This window comes from Halopseudomonas salegens, assembly GCF_900105655.1.
Taxonomy (GTDB): Bacteria; Pseudomonadota; Gammaproteobacteria; order Pseudomonadales; family Pseudomonadaceae; genus Halopseudomonas; species Halopseudomonas salegens.
On record NZ_LT629787.1, the window covers coordinates 2,521,184 to 2,538,379 of the forward strand.

General features: G+C 58.6%; 14 protein-coding genes. 5 read left to right on the top strand and 9 right to left on the bottom strand.

The genetic code is table 11. The features are described 5' to 3' along the window. The first annotated feature begins 33 nt into the window (after positions 1-33). Both queG and BLU07_RS11560 read left to right on the top strand, forming a co-directional pair. Positions 34-1,107 carry a tRNA epoxyqueuosine(34) reductase QueG gene (gene queG, locus BLU07_RS11555; RefSeq protein ID WP_092387102.1) on the top strand — a complete coding sequence of 358 codons (1,074 nt, stop codon included), beginning with the start codon at positions 34-36 and terminating at the stop codon, positions 1,105-1,107. Between the two features lie 2 nt (positions 1,108-1,109). Continuing rightward, positions 1,110-2,303, top strand: coding sequence for a CaiB/BaiF CoA transferase family protein (locus BLU07_RS11560; RefSeq protein ID WP_407920071.1), 1,194 nt, complete (start codon positions 1,110-1,112; stop codon positions 2,301-2,303). A gap of 13 nt (positions 2,304-2,316) precedes the next feature. Here the strand turns inward: BLU07_RS11560 and BLU07_RS11565 are convergent, their stop codons facing one another. The 5 genes from BLU07_RS11565 to BLU07_RS11585 form a co-directional block, all read right to left on the bottom strand. After that, complete coding sequence (locus tag BLU07_RS11565; RefSeq protein ID WP_092387107.1) at positions 2,317-3,522, bottom strand: pyridoxal phosphate-dependent aminotransferase; 1,206 nt, start codon at positions 3,520-3,522, stop codon at positions 2,317-2,319. Positions 3,523-3,536: 14 nt separating this feature from the next. Continuing rightward, the gene (locus tag BLU07_RS11570) at positions 3,537-4,946 is read right to left on the bottom strand and encodes an amidase (protein WP_092387109.1); all 1,410 of its coding nucleotides are present in this window, start codon (positions 4,944-4,946) and stop codon (positions 3,537-3,539) included. A 58-nt stretch (positions 4,947-5,004) separates the two neighbouring features. Then, positions 5,005-5,949, bottom strand: a complete 945-nt coding sequence (locus tag BLU07_RS11575) for a D-2-hydroxyacid dehydrogenase (protein ID WP_092387112.1) — start codon at positions 5,947-5,949, stop codon at positions 5,005-5,007. 145 nt (positions 5,950-6,094) lie between these two features. Continuing rightward, the gene (locus tag BLU07_RS11580) at positions 6,095-7,234 is read right to left on the bottom strand and encodes an isocitrate/isopropylmalate dehydrogenase family protein (RefSeq protein WP_197674998.1); all 1,140 of its coding nucleotides are present in this window, start codon (positions 7,232-7,234) and stop codon (positions 6,095-6,097) included. After that, positions 7,231-8,691, bottom strand: a complete 1,461-nt coding sequence (locus BLU07_RS11585) for an NAD-dependent succinate-semialdehyde dehydrogenase (RefSeq protein WP_092387114.1) — start codon at positions 8,689-8,691, stop codon at positions 7,231-7,233. Before BLU07_RS11585 ends, BLU07_RS11580 begins: the two co-directional genes overlap by 4 nt. 181 nt (positions 8,692-8,872) lie before the next feature. On the opposite strand from BLU07_RS11585, the gene BLU07_RS11590 reads away from it, so the two are divergent. After that, the gene (locus tag BLU07_RS11590; RefSeq protein WP_197674999.1) at positions 8,873-9,388 is read left to right on the top strand and encodes a DUF4190 domain-containing protein; all 516 of its coding nucleotides are present in this window, start codon (positions 8,873-8,875) and stop codon (positions 9,386-9,388) included. A 27-nt stretch (positions 9,389-9,415) separates the two neighbouring features. On the opposite strand, the gene BLU07_RS11595 is transcribed toward BLU07_RS11590, so the two are convergent. Both BLU07_RS11595 and BLU07_RS11600 read right to left on the bottom strand, forming a co-directional pair. After that, positions 9,416-9,607 carry a YqaE/Pmp3 family membrane protein gene (locus BLU07_RS11595; protein ID WP_092387116.1) on the bottom strand — a complete coding sequence of 64 codons (192 nt, stop codon included), beginning with the start codon at positions 9,605-9,607 and terminating at the stop codon, positions 9,416-9,418. A gap of 239 nt (positions 9,608-9,846) precedes the next feature. After that, positions 9,847-10,269: a CBS domain-containing protein gene (locus BLU07_RS11600; RefSeq protein ID WP_092387118.1), complete on the bottom strand. Its 423-nt coding sequence runs from the start codon at positions 10,267-10,269 to the stop codon at positions 9,847-9,849. Between the two features lie 290 nt (positions 10,270-10,559). Here BLU07_RS11600 and BLU07_RS11605 point away from each other — a divergent pair, with 290 nt between their 5' ends. After that, entirely contained in the window at positions 10,560-11,882 is a 1,323-nt protein-coding gene (locus BLU07_RS11605) for an acetyl-CoA C-acetyltransferase (protein ID WP_092387120.1), read from the top strand. Further along, on the top strand, positions 11,882-14,020 hold the full coding sequence (locus BLU07_RS11610) for a 3-hydroxyacyl-CoA dehydrogenase NAD-binding domain-containing protein (RefSeq protein WP_092387122.1): 2,139 nt from the start codon (positions 11,882-11,884) through the stop codon (positions 14,018-14,020). Before BLU07_RS11605 ends, BLU07_RS11610 begins: the two co-directional genes overlap by 1 nt. Positions 14,021-14,070: 50 nt before the next feature. On the opposite strand, the gene BLU07_RS11615 is transcribed toward BLU07_RS11610, so the two are convergent. Together BLU07_RS11615 and BLU07_RS11620 are read right to left on the bottom strand one after the other, a co-directional pair. Beyond that, entirely contained in the window at positions 14,071-15,102 is a 1,032-nt protein-coding gene (locus BLU07_RS11615; protein WP_092387124.1) for an HlyD family secretion protein, read from the bottom strand. Next, entirely contained in the window at positions 15,099-17,135 is a 2,037-nt protein-coding gene (locus tag BLU07_RS11620; protein WP_157719190.1) for a TolC family protein, read from the bottom strand. The genes BLU07_RS11615 and BLU07_RS11620 overlap by 4 nt, the downstream gene beginning before the upstream one ends. Positions 17,136-17,196 lie beyond the last annotated feature (61 nt).

The window sequence follows — 17,196 nt, forward strand, 5'->3', positions numbered from 1 at the left end:
AATTGTACACCCCAAAGACACCCCACTGCTGCCATGACTATGCCTCCCACCAACCCTGCTGATCTGGCCGAACGCATTCGCGATATGGCAACTGCGCTCGGCTTTCAGCAGTTGGGCATCAGTGCTGCCAGCACCGGACAGCACGCGGATCATCTGCAGCGTTGGCTGGATGCCGGTTATCACGGCGAGATGCAATGGATGGCCAGTCATGGCCGCAAGCGTACCGAGCCAGCAGAACTGGTTCCCGGCACCCTGCGCGTGCTGTCGGTGCGCATGGATTACCTGCCGCCGGAACCGGATATGGCCCGTTGCCTGGGGCAACCTGAACGGGCCTATATTTCACGCTACGCCCTCGGACGTGATTATCACAAACTGATGCGCCGTCGTCTGCAGCAACTGGCTGAACACATTCAACAACTGATCGGCCCCTTTGGCTACCGCGCCTTCGTCGATAGCGCCCCGGTACTGGAACGCGCGCTGGCAACCCAGGCCGGGCTCGGCTGGATTGGCAAGAACACCATGCTGATCAATCGGCGCGCCGGCAGTTACTTTTTCCTTGGCGAGCTGTTTACCGATCTGCCCTTGCCGCTGGATGACGCCCATGAACAGGAGCATTGCGGTCGTTGCACTGCCTGCCTGGAACGCTGCCCGACCCAGGCCTTTACTGGCCCCTGGAGTCTGGATGCGCGGCGCTGTATTTCCTATCTGACCATTGAACTGAAAGACAGCATTCCACTGGAGTTGCGTCCGCTGATGGGCAACCGGGTGTTTGGCTGCGACGACTGCCAGATGGTCTGCCCATGGAATCGCTTCGCCAAACCCAGCGCCGAGGATGACTTCAGCCCGCGTCAGCGGCTGGATCAGGCCAGCCTGGTCGAACTGTTCCGTTGGGATGAAGCCACATACCTGGCCCGCACCAAAGGCTCCGCTATTCGTCGTATCGGCCATGAACGCTGGCTGCGCAATCTCGCCGTCGGCCTCGGCAACGCCACCAGCAGTATCCCGGTGATTGAAGCCCTGCGCAGCCGCAGCACACACCCATCTGAACTGGTACGCGAACACGTCGCCTGGGCACTGGCCCGGCACCAGACAACCTCACAGGATTGAACATGGCCAACAAACCCCTGCAGGGCCTGAAAGTGATCGAACTCGGCAGCCTGATTGCCGGCCCCTTTGCCGCGCGCATCTGCGCTGAGTTCGGGGCCGAGGTCATCAAGGTAGAACCCCCCAACGGCGGCGACCCGCTGCGCAAATGGCGCAAGCTCTATCAAGGCACCTCGTTGTGGTGGTTTGTTCAGGCACGCAACAAGTCCTCACTCACCCTCAACCTGAAATCCCCCGATGGCATAACCATACTCAAACAGCTACTGGCCGATGCCGACATTCTGATTGAAAACTTCCGCCCCGGAACACTGGAAAAGCTCGGTCTCGATTGGGATACCCTGCATGCCCTGAACCCCGGACTGGTCATGGTGCGATTGTCGGGGTTCGGACAAACCGGCCCACTCAAGGATCAACCCGGTTTCGGGGCTGTTGGCGAGTCAATGGGTGGGCTGCGCTACATTACCGGCTACCCCGATCGCCCACCGGTGCGCACCGGCATTTCCATCGGCGACTCGATTGCCGCACTGTGGGGCGTTATCGGCGCGCTGATGGCTTTGCGTGAGCGCGAAGTGCGTGGCGGCAAAGGCCAGGTTGTCGATGTCGCCCTGTATGAAGCGGTATTTGCCATGATGGAGAGCATGGTGCCTGAATTCGATGTCATGGGATTTGTCCGCGAGCGTAGCGGCAACATCATGCCCGGTATCACCCCTTCGTCGATCCACACCTGTGCCGATGACAAAGCCGTGCAGATCGGTGCCAATGGTGATGCCATTTTCCAGCGTTTCATGCGTGCCATTGGCCGCCATGACCTTGCTGAGGATCCCGCTCTTGCGGATAACAGTGGCCGCGATCAACGCCGTGATGAACTCTATACCGTGATCGACAACTGGGCCGCCAGCCTGCCGCTGGATAGCGTACTGCAGATACTCAAACAGGCAGAAGTGCCCGCCAGCCGGATTTATTCAGTAACCGACATGTTTCAGGACCCACAATTCCTGGCGCGTGACATGTTCATCAGCGGCAACCTGCCCGACGGCAAGGATTTCAGAATGCCGGGTATTGTGCCCAAGTTATCCGCCACCCCAGGCAGCAGCGAATGGACAGGTCCGGCACTCGGTGAACACAACGAACAGATCCTCGGCAGCCTGGGCTACACGCCCGAAGACATTGCCCGGCTGCGCAGCGAGGGCATTATCTGAACAACCACCGGGCTCAGCCGAAGTCCTGCTTTTTCATCCAGGGGATTATTCGCTCGAAAGCCCTTTCGATATTCTCCAGTGAGGTTGAATAACTCAGGCGAATGGCGTTGTTGCAACTGCTACCAAAGGTTTCTCCGGGAATCGTGCATACCCCGGTTTCCTTCAACAGCCGCAAAGCCACATTGGTACCGTTGACCCCTTCAGGCAATGAGGGAAACAGATAAAAGGCCCCTTCCGGCTTGTACCCGGTCAGGTAGGGTGTCTGCTCGACCAGCTCGACCAGGCGATCACGTCGCCGGGTATATTCGGCCAGCATGTCGTTGACGAAGGTGTTGTGCCCATGCAACGCCTCTACCCCGGCCCACTGGCAAGGCGTATTGGCAACCGTGGTGGTAAACATGTGATAGCGGCGCAGCTTCTTGATCGCCGCCTGGCTGGCGATCAACCAGCCAATGCGCATCCCTGCCATGCTGTAGGTTTTGGAAAAGCTGCTGATCACCATGACATTGTCCAGATCACTGCAACTGCCCAGTACCGAGGGATACTCCTTGCCGTCATAGATCAGGTGGTCGTAGACCTCGTCACTGATCACGTGAATATCCCGGTATGCACACTCCTCCAGAATCGCATCCAGCGTCTCCTTGGGGTACACCGTGCCGGTCGGATTGCTCGGTGAGTTGAGTACGATGGCATAGGTGTGCGGTTCTATGGCATCAATCACTTCCTGCGGATCGAGCTGATGGTTGTTTTCCGCCCGGGTGGGAATCTCGGTCACCTCACCGCCGTTCATGCGGATCAGTGGTGAATACAGCATGAAGGCCGGATCCGGCACAATAAAATGCCGGCCAGGTGCCGCCACTGAGGTCAGCGCCAGATACACCGCTTCCGTGGCCCCGGTGGTTACCAGAATATTCTCTGCCGTCAGCGGACGCTGATAGCGGTCACTGTAATACAGTGCCAGCGACTCGAGCAGCTCAGGCAAACCCGCATCCATGGTGTAGCCGGTCTGACCGGCCTTGAGTGCGTCAATTGCCGCATTCACCACATTGTCCGGCGCCGGCAGATCGGGTTGACCAATCGACAGATGAATAACGTCACTTTGCAGTGCCGCCATATTGACCATCTTGCGAATACCGGGAATCGGCATAGTGCGCAGGGCCGGGTTCCAGACCGGGTCTTCGGACTCGTAGAACTCGAAATCCATGTTACTCAGGGGCATGCGACCTCCGGCAATCAGCGGGCAAACAGCGCGGGGCGACGATCAGTCAACGGCGCCGCTTGCTGGTAGGCATGGCCGGCGCGGAGCACCAGCGCATCGTTGTAACGAGCACCCACCAGGTGCAAGCCAATGGGCAGGCCCTGCTGGTCAAAACCACAAGGCACAGATAGCCCTGGCTGTCCGGTCATGTTGAACGGATAAGTGAAAGGCGTCCAACTCGGCCAGCGCGTGCTGGGCCAGTCCTCCGGCACTTCTCGCCCGGTCTTGAACGCAGTGATGGGTAGCGTCGGTGTCAGCAGCAAGTCATATTTCTGATGGAAGTTCGCCATGCGCTCACGCAGCGCCATGGCCGCATTGGCCGCCCCCATGTATTCGAGCATGCCCAGCTTGCCAGCCTTCTCGGCCACCTTGACCAGCTCGGGGTCCATCAGTGCACGCTTCTTGCCGCTCAGATCACGCATGGCATTCGCCGCACCGCCATAAAACAAATGACCGAAGGCGGCAATCGGATCACTGAAGCCGGGATCGACTCGCACTACCTCTGCGCCCAGGTCCTCGAAGACCTTGACTGCTTCGGCAACACAGGCTTCTACCTCCGGGTCAACATCGATATAGCCCAAATTGGGGCTGTAGGCGATTTTCAGACCTTTGACCCCGCCGCTCAGTTCTGCCAGATAATCGATACCACGCCGGGGAATCGCGTTGACATCACGATGATCGGCCTCGGTAATCACATTCATCATCAGCGCGCAGTCTTCCACCGTCCAGGTCATCGGACCGGCATGGGCCAGGGTGGCAAAGGGACTGGCCGGCCAATGCGGGACCTCACCGAAAGACGGTTTCAAACCCACAATGCCGCAAAACGACGCCGGGATACGGATTGACCCCCCGGCATCGGTACCCAGTGCCAGTGGCGCCATGCCCAGAGCGACGGCCACACCACTACCGCCACTGGAACCACCGGCGGTTTTGTCCGGATTCCACGGATTGTTGGTTACGCCATCAATCGGGTTGTCGGTCACCCCCTTCCAACCCAGTTCTGGCGTGGTGGTCTTGCCGATGGGTACATAGCCATGGCGCGCCAGAGCCGCCGTGGTCGGCGCCGACTTGTTCAGGGTTGATTCCGGATCAACGGTCTTCGAGCCGCGCAAGGTTGGCCACATCGGGGTCAGGAAAACATCCTTGACGGCAACTGGCACCCCGTCGAGCAAGCCTTGAGCGCTGCCTGACTGGTAACGCTGCTCAGACTCACGCGCCAAAGCCAGGCTGGTTTCCCGGTCAACCAGACAGAAACCGTTGGTATGTGTATCCACAGCTTCAATCTGATCCAGCATGGCCGTAGCCACCTCTACCGGTGACAGCGATTTGTCACGGTATTGCTGTAACAACTGCATGGCCGTCATCTGCAGTATATCTTGGGACATGGCCTTCTCCTTTTGACTATGAGTGCTGAACGGGGGCCGGCAAAACCGGGCAATTCGCTCAGCGTTTTTTTACCTGATTGAACAAGGCCTCGCCGGCCTGCCAGCGCTGAAAATTGGCGACAAACTGCTCGCCCAGCGCGCGTTGCCAGCCAATGAAATCGCCCGCCATGTGCGCCGACATCATGACCTGGGGCTGGGCCCACAAGGGATGCTCCGGCGGCAATGGCTCCTCTTCAAACACATCCAGCGCGGCCCCGGCTATCTCGCCCTGTTCCAGGGCATTCAGCAATGCATCGGTCTGCACGACAGGACCGCGACCCACATTGATCAGCCGCGCAGTCGATTTCATCGCGGCAAAAGCCTGGCGATCGAACATGCCCTCGGTCGCCTCATTCAGCGGCGCGGTAATCACCACAAAATCCGCTGCGGGCAAGGCATCGTGCAGTGATTCCTGGCCCACTACCTCAACAAAGTCGTCGTCTTCACGGGCCTTGCTGGCTACACCTCGCACCTGCATACCCACGGCACTGAGCAAGCGGGCAACCTGAGCACCGATAGAGCCTGCCCCCACCACCAGCACATGACGCTGCTCAATCAATTCGGTATCGCGATGCTGCCAGCGCCGCTCCGCCTGCAGGCGCAAATTGCCATGGGTATCCTTGGCGAACATCAGTACGGCGCCCAACACGTATTCGGCAATGCCGCGATCGAAAAGCCCGCGGGCATTGGTCAGCATGATCGGACTGTCGACCAGAGCAGGGAACAACAAGGCATCGACCCCTGCGCTGGTGGCGTGCACCCAGCAGAGCTTTGGCTCATCCGGCCAGCAACGTTCCAGCAGCCCGGTACGAAAATCGGTAACCACCAGAATGTCGGCATCAGGCAAGGCCGCGCGCAACTCGTCTTCGGCGCTGACAGTTTGCACCTGTACGGTATCCGGCAACCCGTCCAGACCCGGCAGCTGCTCATCAGCCTCCGCAACCAGTACCAGAATACGGGTCATAGGCTCACCTCAGTCGTCAGGCAACAATGGCCCTGAACGTGTCCCGGGGGATGCGCAGCGGCGAACTCTGGCAGGGAAGACAATAGAAGCATTACAGGAACTCCTGACGCTGGAGCAGGGCTTGCGCCCTGCGGAAAAACGCCGATCACAGGGCAGCAATAATGCCCTGGGTGATCTCTTGACAGTTGCGGTTCCGATGTCCGTTGGACACCAGATCAGCAGCGACAGCGGCGCGCAATTGCTCGCCGGCAGCGGTAAAGCCGAGCCATTCCAACATCATGGCCGTCGTCAGCAACATGGCAGACGGATTGGCCAACCCCTGGCCGGCAATATCCGGCGCACTGCCATGGGTTGGCTCAAACAGCGCCGGCATGGCACGGCTGTCCGGATTGATATTGCAGGATGGAGCGAGCCCCAGGCCACCCGACAATACTGCCGCCAGATCAGTCAGGATATCGCCATGCAAGTTACTCGCCACTACCACATCAAACTCCCATGGGCACTGCACAAACTTCATGCAGGCGGCATCGACCAACTCATGACGCGTACCAATTTCAGGGAACTCCCTGGCGATCTCGTCAAACACCTCGGAATACAACTCACCCCAGGCCGGCTGGGCATTGCGCTTGGTTACCAGACACAACTGGGCAAAGGCCTGGCCCTTTTCCGCACAATAAAACTGCTTGGTCTCGCCACGCAGCACCAGACGTCGCCGCGCACGCAAGAAAGCATGGCGAATCAGTCGCTCGGTTGCCCTGCGGGTGAACACTTCCAACTGGGTTGCCACTTCGTTGGGCGTGCCCCGGTGCATACGACCACCCTGGTTGACGTATTCACCTTCACTGTTTTCACGAATCACCAACATATCGATATCCGCGGCACGCGGATCGGCGAGGAACTGTGGCGCCCCCGGCAGCAGGCGTGCCGGTCGTTCACAAGCCCACAAATCCAGTTCCTTGCGGAATGCCAACAGCGGGGCAAGGGAAATACCGTCTGGCAGCCGGTAGCGTTGCGGATCACTGGTTGGGCCGGGGTCACCCAGCGCACCGAGCAATAGCGCGTCATAGCCTTTGACCCGGTGCATGGCATCTTCCGGCATCATACGACCGTGCTCCTGGTGCCAGGCAGTACTGGGCCATTCCAGGGTGTCCCAACTGATGTCGACATGGTGATGGTCACGCAGTTGAGTCAACACCTGCTCAGCGGCAGCAACCACTTCTGCACCGATACCATCGCCCGGCATCAGGGCAATGTGGCGTGGCTGAGGCTTGGTCGCGACCATCATTCGGCTCCCATGCACAGATATTTCAACTCCGTATATTCATCCAGCCCATGCCGCGAACCCTCACGACCCAGCCCGGAGGCTTTTACCCCGCCGAAAGGTGCAGTCGGATTGGAGATTGCACCCTCATTGATTCCCACAATCCCGGCTTCCAGGGCATCGGCTACTCGCCAGATGCGATGAATATCACGGCTGTAAAAATAAGCCGCCAGCCCGAACGGGGTATCATTGGCAATAGCGATCGCCTCGGCTTCAGTATCAAAAGGAATAACCGCCGCCAATGGACCGAAGGTCTCTTCCTGACAAAGTTGCATATCAGAGCTGACATCGGTGATCAGTACGGGTTCCACAAAATTGCCGCGCGCACCTTCCGGGGCAGTACCCGACACATGCCGCGCACCTTTGCCCAGCGCGTCGCGGTAGTGCTCGCAGACTTTCTCCACCGCTGCGCGGTTGATCAACGCCGACTGGGTAACGCCCTCATCAAAACCATCACCCAGTTTCAGCTCGCTCATCGCCTTGGCCAGGCGTTCAACAAAGGCATCATGCACACCGCGCTGAACCAGAAAGCGATTGGCACACACACAGGTCTGACCGGTATTGCGGAATTTGCACACCATGGCGCCTTCAACCGCGCGCTCTATATCTGCGTCATCGAAGACGATAAAAGGCGCGTTGCCACCCAGTTCCAGCGAGACTTTCTGGATATGCTCGGCACATTGACGCATGAGTTTGCGGCCTACCCCGGTCGAACCGGTAAAGCTCATCTTGCGCACCACCGGGCTGCCGGTAAGTGTTTCACCAATGGTTGCTGCATCACCGGTCACAACGCTGAAAACACCAGCCGGGATACCCGCTTCTTCAGCAAGTACAGCCAATGCCAGCGCAGTATAGGGCGTTGCCTCGGCCGGCTTGACGATCATTGAGCAACCGGCCGCCAGCGCGGCACCTGCCTTGCGGGTAATCATCGCAGCCGGAAAATTCCATGGCGTGATGGCAGCGGTAACGCCTACTGGCTGGCGAGTAACCACAATATGCTGCCCCGGTTTTGCACCGGGAATGGTTTCGCCGTATACCCGCCGCGCCTCTTCAGCAAACCAACGCAGGAAGGACGCCGCATAATCCACTTCACCCTTGGCTTCTGCCAGGGGTTTGCCCTGCTCAAGGGTCATCAGTGTGGCGATGTCATCCTTGTGCTTCTGCATCAGCTCATACCAGGCAAACAGGTAATCAGCCCGCTGCTGAGCGGTATAGCCGCGCCAGATCTTGAAGCCCTCTTCCGCGGCGACAATGGCCTGTTCGATGTCGGCTCGCCCAAGATCCGGTATATGACCGATGACCTCACCGGTGGCTGGATTGTCCACGGCGACCTGCTGACCGCCAGAGGCATCAACCCACTTGCCCCCCAGGTAACATTGCTGACGAAACAGATGCGGCGATTGCAAACGGGAAATGGACATGGGCCTCCTCCGACAGAGCGTCGTTAAAAAGTTCTGATTTCAGCCTAGGCCTTTAAACGGGGGGATGCAAACCTTCTGCTGCACAGGATATGACGGCCTCCGCAGGAGGCCAGAAAATCCCTCTGGTCAGCGCAGGCTCAAGTGGTTAGCATGCCGATTTAACCAGAGACAATGAATCGCAATGCACGGACAGATCATCGGCTACGACAACCGCATGGCCAGCGGAAAACTGCGTTGCAGCAAAGGTCAGGAATACGAGTTTGCGCAACGTGAATGGCAAAGCCGGATACAACCGCGAGTCGGTCAACGCGTCAGCTTCAATCCGGTCGGCCATCATGCGACCGGCGTTCAGCCGCACGAGATGCCGCAGACAAGCGTGGTAAGCACGGATTCAACCACGCCCGATCCGGCACAGCCGGCAACCGTGGCGCCTGCAGCTGCCGCGGAACAACCAACGACCTCATCCCTGGCCGTTGTCAGCCTGGTTGCCGGGATAGTCGGGTTGTTCTTTTTTGGCTCACTGGTTGCGGTCATCTGCGGTCATATCGCTCGCAGCCAGATAAGGCAAAGTCAGGGCAAACTGACCGGCGACGGCCTGGCCATTGGTGGCCTGATAATGGGCTATTTTGCCCTCATCCTTAGCGTTCTCTTTGCTTTGGGTATAGCAAGTGCAGTGTATATGGCCAACGACACCTGATCGGAGCCAGGGCCAGAAAGGATTATTTCACCGATCATTCATTGCCTTGTCTATTTTCCTGTCGGTCTTGTATTGGCTCAATGCATAGACCGACCAGATGGCTGCAGGTATCCAGCCAATCAGTGTGATTTGCAGGACCAGGCAAATAATCCCGGCGAAGGGCCGGCCAATGGTGAAGAACTGCAGCCAGGGCAGCAACAGAGCCAGTAGCAAACGCATACATCTCTCCTTGTCGTGATCAGATATTGAACTGCTGGCCGCATTCTAGCCCGACTTGTCTGCGGCTGGCACTGCGAAAGCCCTGCAACCCGAACAGCCTGTAACTGCTGGCGGCAGCGGAGAGCCCACTTTCCCTGTATATGGTTCTCCGTCTGCAACACGACTCCCGCAGTGTCAGCCAATGCCACCGAAAGGGATTAGTAACCAATGCGAGGGAGAGGTAAGCGACGGTTAAATAATCAATGGTAGTGCCTGGAGGCGTTGGCAATGCGTTGAGCCATGTCACTACCCTCACACTTGTCAGCAATATCGCCCACGGTCACCACACCAACAAAATCCTTGTTCTTATCGTTGTTCAGCACCACAAAACGTTGCACACCATTGTTTTGCATGCTCTGAAGAACCGTTTTCACGTCGTCATCCTGAAAACAGTACAGTACTTTGCTGCTCAGAATACTGCTGACACTCTCGTTGGGTGACTTGCCCTCAGCGACAGCTCGCACGGCAATATCGCGATCAGTAACGACACCCACAATCTTTCCCTTGTCAGCAACCGGAGTGAAGCCGCGTTGGTTGTCACGCATGCGCTGAGACGCTTCCAGGATACTGGCATTGGCATCGAGATATTCAGGTTTACCGGTCATCACATCTTTGACTTGCATAAGTCCTCCCCATTCGTTCCGAGGAAAATCAGTTCAGAGCGTGGCGTTTATGGCCAATATCTGACTCCCTGAACTCATCTCGACAGAGTCAGCGGCTAAAAGTTTCATATCCTTGAGTACCTGCAAGCAAGCGCATCCTCATGGAAACCGGCAGCTTGATTATCGGTTGGCTGACTTGATGCACACAAGGGAACTGCTAGCCTTCCAATAATCAGAATATCCAGCGCAGACTGCCAATGTGCTGACAACAGGTTTGCCAAGCTGACAATTTGAACAGAAAGGAAAGCGCAATGGGAACTCGGAATCAAACCGCTCGCGCAACGAAACCGGTTTATATTATTGATGGTGCCCGCACCCCTTTTCTGAAGGCCCGCGGACGGCCAGGCCCCTTCACGCCGGTTGACCTGGCCGTGCAGTGCGGCCGGCCTTTATTGCTGCGCCAGCCCTTTTCAGCCGAGGCGTTTGATCAGGTCATCCTCGGCTGTGTCAACGTGATCTCGGAGGAAATGAACCCCGCACGTGTCGCCGCCTTGCGCCTCGGCATGGGCGAGCAGATGCCGGCGTTTACCGTGCAGATCAATTGTGGCTCGGGCATGCAATCGATCGACACGGCAAGCAAATATATTCGCGAAGGCAGCGCCGATCTGATTCTGGCAGGCGGCACTGAGGCGCTGAGTCATTCCCCCCTACTATTGAGACAAGGGGCCGTCGAATGGCTGAGCGACCTGCAACAGGCCAAAAGCATGACAGCCAAGGTGCAATCACTGGGTAAGTTCCAGCCGGGCATGCTCAAACCGGTCATTGGTATTGAGCGCGGCCTGACCGATCCGATCGTCGACCTGAACATGGGACAGACCGCCGAAGTGCTGGCCCATCTGTTTGGCATCACCCGGCAGCAAGCCGACGAATATGCGCTGGAGAGTCACCAGCGCCTGGCTCATGCCCAGGACGAGGGCTGGCTGAATGATGAAGTGGTGCCGGCCATGTCCAGTGATGGCAAGCTGTACCCGGCCGATGACGGTGTGCGCAAGGACAATACCCTGGGCTCACTGGCCAAGCTCAAGCCGGTCTTTGAACCGCCCCACGGGCAAGTGACCGCCGGCAACAGCTCACAGATTACCGACGGCGCCTCCTGGCTCATCCTCGCCTCGGAAAAGGCGGTGAAGGAACATGGCCTCAAGCCCATCGCAAGAATTGTCGACAGCCACTGGGCCGCGCTGGACCCCAAGATTATGGGTTTGGCCCCGGTGCTCGCAGTGACCGAGCTGCTCGAGCGACATCAGCAAACGAAAGACGATATCGATCTCTGGGAGATCAACGAAGCCTTTGCCGCGCAGGTGTTGAGCTGCCTGGCTGCCTGGGAGGATGCCGCCTTCTGTCGCGACGTGCTCGGCCTCGACCAGCCCTTCGGCAAGATTGACCGCGAACGCCTGAACGTCGACGGCGGCGCAATCAGTCTCGGGCACCCGGTCGGCACCAGCGGCAACCGCATCGTGCTGCACCTGGTAAACGCCATGCGCCGCAAGAAACTGCGGCGCGGAGTTGCTACCGAATGTATTGGTGGCGGACAGGCCGGTGCCATGCTGATCGAAATGCTAGAGGAGACAAGCTGATGACAGGCAATGTGTATTCCGCGCTGGCTCAGCGAGACCGCGAATTCGGCCCCTTCGAGCGCGCGCCGCAACAGACTGACGGCGAGAGGCGTAACTGGCACCTCAAGCGTGACGAACAGAATGTCGCCTGGCTGTTGATGGACAAGGCCGACACCAGCACCAACGTGCTGTCCGAAGATCTGTTGCGTGAACTGGACGGGGTGCTCGCCCAGCTGGAAAGTGACCTGCCAACAGCGCTGGTCATCCGCTCGGCCAAGGAAAACGGCTTCTGCATGGGCGCAGATATCAGCCAGTTCCGGGATCTTGATAACCAGGCCCAGGCGATAGAAAAGCTCAACGAGGCACACAAGGTTGTACAGCGACTGGCTGACCTTAAATGCCCGACCATCGCGGTGATCCATGGGGCGGCCCTGGGTGGCGGCCTGGAACTCGCGCTGTGTTGCGACTACCGATTGGCCGTGCACGGCGCCACCTTCGCTACCCCGGAAATCCAGCTGGGTCTGCATCCTGGCCTGGGCGCAACCGTTCGGCTGCCAGCCCTGATTGCCCCTGTCGAAGCAATGACCATGATGCTCACCGGCAAGAATGTACATGACGGCAAGGCCAAGTCGCTCGGCCTGATCGACCAACTGGTGGAAGAGCGCCATGTCGCTGCCGCCGTTGCCGCGGTTGTTAATGGTGATGTCGACAAATCCGCGCAGAGCATCTGGACCAGCAAGCCCTTCGAACACAGCCTGCCGCGCCAAATGGCCGCCAGGAAAATGCGTGCCCAGGCAGCCAGCAAGGCACCGCCAGAGCATTACCCTGCCCCGGAGGCACTGATTGCGCTGTGGGAAGAACATGCCGACGACCCGCAGAAAATGCTGCGCAAGGAAGTTGAATCCTTCGCCACGCTGTTGCAGACCAGCACCTCACAGAACCTGGTACGAGTGTTCTTTTTACGCGAGCAACTCAAGGCCCAGAGCAAGGTAGCCGAGGACGTCGACGACCTGCCGGAGCTGCGTCATATTCACGTGATTGGCGCAGGTGCCATGGGTGGCGATATAGCCGGCTGGTGCGCGCTGCAGGGCTTTCGTGTCAGCCTGTTCGACATGAAACCGGAGATGATCGCCAAAGCAGTCGGCAAGGTGGCCGGGTTATGCAACAGCAAGCACCTCTCTCCTGCCGAGACCCGTGATGTGCTCGACCGCTTGATTCCGGATCTGGCCAACGACGGCCTCAGCCGCGCAGACCTGGTGTTGGAGGCCGTACCGGAAGACCTCGAACTCAAGCACACCGTCTACGCGGAGGCCGAGCCGCGACTCAAGCCCGGCGCGATTCTCGCAACCAATACCTCCAGCATCCCACTGGAAAAACTACGGGAAAAGCTGCAATCCCCCGAGCGACTGGTCGGCATTCACTTCTTCAACCCGGCTGCCCAGATGCAACTGGTTGAAGTGGTCGCCCATGATCAGGCCAGCGCCAGCACCCTCGCCCAGGCCCGTCGCTTTGTCGGCCAGATTGAACGGTTGGCCGCACCGGTCGCCAGCGCGCCAGGCTTTCTGGTCAACCGCGCGCTGACGCCCTACCTGGTAGAAACCATCTGCCTGCTCGATGAAGGCGTAGCCGCCGAAGCCATTGATAAAGTCGCGCTGGATTTCGGCATGCCCATGGGCCCGGTCGAGTTGGCCGATCAGGTTGGTCTGGACATTTGCCTGAGTGTTGCCGATATGTTGCGTGAGCGTCTGGATACCGAACAGCCGGCAACACCGGACTGGCTGCGCAACAAGGTCGACGATGGCGAGCTGGGCAGCAAATCAGGTAAAGGCCTGTACACCTGGAAAGATGGCAAACCGCAGAAGCGTGACAAGGTCGAGCCGGCACCTGAAGACACCCTGGACCGGCTCATTCTGCCCATGCTGAATGCCTGCCAGGCCTGTTTGCGCGAGCAGGTCATCGAAGACAGCGACCTGCTGGATGGCGCCATGATCTTTGCCACCGGCTTTGCGCCCTTTCGTGGCGGCCCCATGCACTATGCCCGCGAGCGGGGCTATGAGGAAATCGCAACTCGCCTCAATGGCCTCAAAGACCGGCATGGTGATCGCTTCACTCCGGACTCAGGCTGGAACGCCGAGGAAAAGCCACACCAGCAACCGTGACTGCCTCGTTTCACACCCTGCAACGAGTGGAGCGGTTACGCCAGGGTAGATTACCTGGATAACTGCTGCCACCACCGTTCCAGCTGATTCGGGAAACGTGCAGTCAATGGCAGGTTATCCAGCTGCCATTGGGGCGGCAACGGCTCAACCGGTTGTACCTTCACCAACAAACCAAGATCAGTACCGCCGAAGGGTGAGCGAATATCGGGGGGCAAACGACTGACCTGTTGAGCCGTATCGATAACCCGGGCATCCAGCCACTGCTTGTCTGGCAGTTGCAGCGCCAAAGGTTGACCGGGGTAAGCGAGGTCGCGATGACGGGGATCGAGGAATACATGTATCTCGGTGGTCTCTGATGAGGAAACTTGCAACAGCAAGGTACCAGGTCCAACACTTTCCCCTTCACTGACCTCGACAGTCTGAACGCGTCCATCAACTGCGGCAGTCACCTGCAACTGCTGCAGACGCTGCTCGATCGCAGCCAGCTCGTAGACCGAGCGTCGAGACTGAATCTGCTGTTCGGCCAATGGCTCCGTACTGCGCTGTAGCGCAGCCACCGCAGCCTGCCGGTCGTTAAGCGTATCTTCAGCCTGCTGTAGCTCACCTCGGGTTGCAGCGCCCAGGGACACAAGGCGCTGTAACTCTGAAACCCGTGACTGTGCTCGTGCAACCTGCTGTTGCAAAGCTCGTTGCTGCTGCTCAAGCGGTGCACCACCTGTCGACCGGGTTGGGGTAGTAGCATCAAGTGCTTGTCGCTGCGACAAGAGCGCAGGATTCTCCAGGGTAACCAGTTGGGCACCCGCGCTTATCTGCTGGCCGGGAATAACATGCAGCTGCGTTACCACTCCGCTTTCCAGTGCGCGCACATCCTGAAGCAGCTGAACAGTGCGGGCCGGTACTTCAAGCAGCACCAGACCACTGGCCAGCTTGAACAGAAACCACAAAAAAGGACTGGCAACGATCAACAGTATCAGATACCACCGCAGGCGGTAGGCCGCGCGTTTTCCCGGTGCATACATGACCTTGAGTCCACCATCGACTGTCGGATTCTGCTCTTTCTGGCTGGAAAATCGAACTTTCATGGCACCTGGCTTCCTGCTTCGATGATGTTGAGATAGTGCTGCCAGTCTTGCCAGGCCAGACCGGCAAGATCGTGCTTGCCGAGTTGCCTGCGCAAACGCGCATTGAGGGCTTCAAGCTCGCCATGAGATGAACCCTGCCAACTGTTCTCTTGCGGCAGTGTGGACTCGACACTTTGCGCGAGGCTGACCTTCAGCTCTGGCCAGGCGTCCGCAATTGCTGCAGTGCGTTCTATGACCGAGCTCTCGGCAGTGCTGTAAAGCATGATGGTGACTGCATCGATATCCAGATCTGGCAGTGCGCAGGGAATACAGTGTCCGGATCCTCGGGCGGTTGGAGCAAACCAGCGATGATGGCCGACCAGCGTAACCGGCCAGGGGCTGACGTTGCTGACAGCCTCGAGGGTCTGTAACCAGTCGACCAGCCGCGTGTCCGGCACCGGCCAACCCAGTTGCTCGACTTCGAGATCGAGATGCAGGTGGTCAAAGGGCAGAGCCGCAAATCTGTCGATCAACTGCAGCAGGTCGGCGCGATTCTCGGCTGATATCCAGGCAGGATCACCAAGCAGGAGATCGACAATGAAGCCGTGTTGCCGCAGCTGTCGAATCAGTTGCTCGATGTTCGGCGACAGCTGTTCAAGCCGCGCTACCTGTTCAGCATCGAACCCCAGATAAACATGATTGAATCCCGCCGACGTCAGTGCGTTGATCTGTTGTTCGCGGTGTCGTTTATCCAACAACAAGGTACTGTTCCAGATGTAGGCAGACTGCCTCCAGCCAGGTTCCTGATGCGATGCCGGTGCGGGCCTGTCAGCCTTTGCAGACCATTCCACCTGTTTTGTGGAAAGCAGAGGTAGCTGTTGCTCGGCCAGTGTCTCCAGCTCGGCCAGCAAACTCCAGGCTGCATGCCAGTCATTGATCAACTCGAGGCCGATGTCCGCCTGCTCAAGGCGGGCCATTCGCAACCCCATGAATTCGCTGGCATTGTTGATGCGCTGACGCTCTTGCTGCTCCAGTATCAGCTGCCTTGTGTAGTCGAGCTGTAGCTGACGCAGCGCAATACTGTCGAGTTGTTGGCGATATTGTTGCAATGTCAGCTCAAGCGTTTGAGCGAGGGATTGCCTGGCATCAAGATAGCGCTGGTGGGCTGCCCTCTGCTGAGCAGCAGCTGGTGTTTCTCGGCTATCAGCAATACCAGTCAGCGGGGTTTCGAACGTAATTGCGGCCACCAGCCCGCTACCGCTGCCACCAATATCCGTACGGCGATCATAACTCTGCGCCAGGCTGAAGCTGGCATCAACCCGATCAGACCAACGTTCCCGGGTCAGAGGCTGCAACCCCTGTTGTTCTGCCTGGTGAACCTGCAACGCCGGATGTTCTTCCAGCAAGGGCAGCCATTGCTGCAGCGGGGCTGGCTCCAGCGGTAGCGCTTCGACCTGAGCCTTGGTGTCAGCAGCAAGGGGCTTGCCGTGAAGATAGCCTAGCCTTTGCTCAAGCTGTGCCATGCGCTGTTGCAGGTTGCCGCAGGGGAGCATCAGGCTGCGCCAGCGCTGCTGGGTCCATAACTCCTCGGACAGCCTGAGCTCCTTGTGCATGACCCGTGTTGCCACACGGTCGTGTTCATCGCGCGCTTTTATCCGCTGCCTGGCGCACCAGTCATCCAGTGCCTGTTGTTGCCACCAGTCTATGTAGGTCTGACGCAACAGCATGCGTTGTTCAGCGCGACTGAGCTCCGTCATCTGTTGGGCCTGGGCCAGTGATACTCGGGCATCGGTCACCGAGGCCTTGCGTGCCTGCATGCTGCCAAGCAAGGGATAACGTAGCCCCAGTTGTGCACCATAACCCTCAAACTCCTGAATGCCTGTCGTTTCCACCTCCCGGAAACGACCACTGTCGACGCCACCAAACAGGCTCCAGCCCGCTGTCGCCCGGCGCTGTTGCAGCTCCGCATCGATGCGTTGCTCTTCATGCTGGCTGGCCAGAGTGGCAGGGGTGTCGTGCATACCATCAAGCAGTGACTGCAGGCTTACAGCCATTAGCTGCTGTGGTGACAGCGCTATCGCAATCAAAACGCTGCCAAGCAGCAATTGCATTGAT

Coding starts and splice junctions, on each gene's coding strand:
- queG (WP_092387102.1), top strand. CDS start 34: ATGACTATGCCTCCCACCAACCCTGCTGATCTGGCCGAACGCATTCGC.
- BLU07_RS11560 (WP_407920071.1), top strand. CDS start 1,110: ATGGCCAACAAACCCCTGCAGGGCCTGAAAGTGATCGAACTCGGCAGC.
- BLU07_RS11565 (WP_092387107.1), bottom strand. CDS start 3,522: ATGCCCCTGAGTAACATGGATTTCGAGTTCTACGAGTCCGAAGACCCG.
- BLU07_RS11570 (WP_092387109.1), bottom strand. CDS start 4,946: ATGTCCCAAGATATACTGCAGATGACGGCCATGCAGTTGTTACAGCAA.
- BLU07_RS11575 (WP_092387112.1), bottom strand. CDS start 5,949: ATGACCCGTATTCTGGTACTGGTTGCGGAGGCTGATGAGCAGCTGCCG.
- BLU07_RS11580 (WP_197674998.1), bottom strand. CDS start 7,234: ATGATGGTCGCGACCAAGCCTCAGCCACGCCACATTGCCCTGATGCCG.
- BLU07_RS11585 (WP_092387114.1), bottom strand. CDS start 8,691: ATGTCCATTTCCCGTTTGCAATCGCCGCATCTGTTTCGTCAGCAATGT.
- BLU07_RS11590 (WP_197674999.1), top strand. CDS start 8,873: ATGCACGGACAGATCATCGGCTACGACAACCGCATGGCCAGCGGAAAA.
- BLU07_RS11595 (WP_092387116.1), bottom strand. CDS start 9,607: ATGCGTTTGCTACTGGCTCTGTTGCTGCCCTGGCTGCAGTTCTTCACC.
- BLU07_RS11600 (WP_092387118.1), bottom strand. CDS start 10,269: ATGCAAGTCAAAGATGTGATGACCGGTAAACCTGAATATCTCGATGCC.
- BLU07_RS11605 (WP_092387120.1), top strand. CDS start 10,560: ATGGGAACTCGGAATCAAACCGCTCGCGCAACGAAACCGGTTTATATT.
- BLU07_RS11610 (WP_092387122.1), top strand. CDS start 11,882: ATGACAGGCAATGTGTATTCCGCGCTGGCTCAGCGAGACCGCGAATTC.
- BLU07_RS11615 (WP_092387124.1), bottom strand. CDS start 15,102: ATGAAAGTTCGATTTTCCAGCCAGAAAGAGCAGAATCCGACAGTCGAT.
- BLU07_RS11620 (WP_157719190.1), bottom strand. CDS start 17,135: ATGGCTGTAAGCCTGCAGTCACTGCTTGATGGTATGCACGACACCCCT.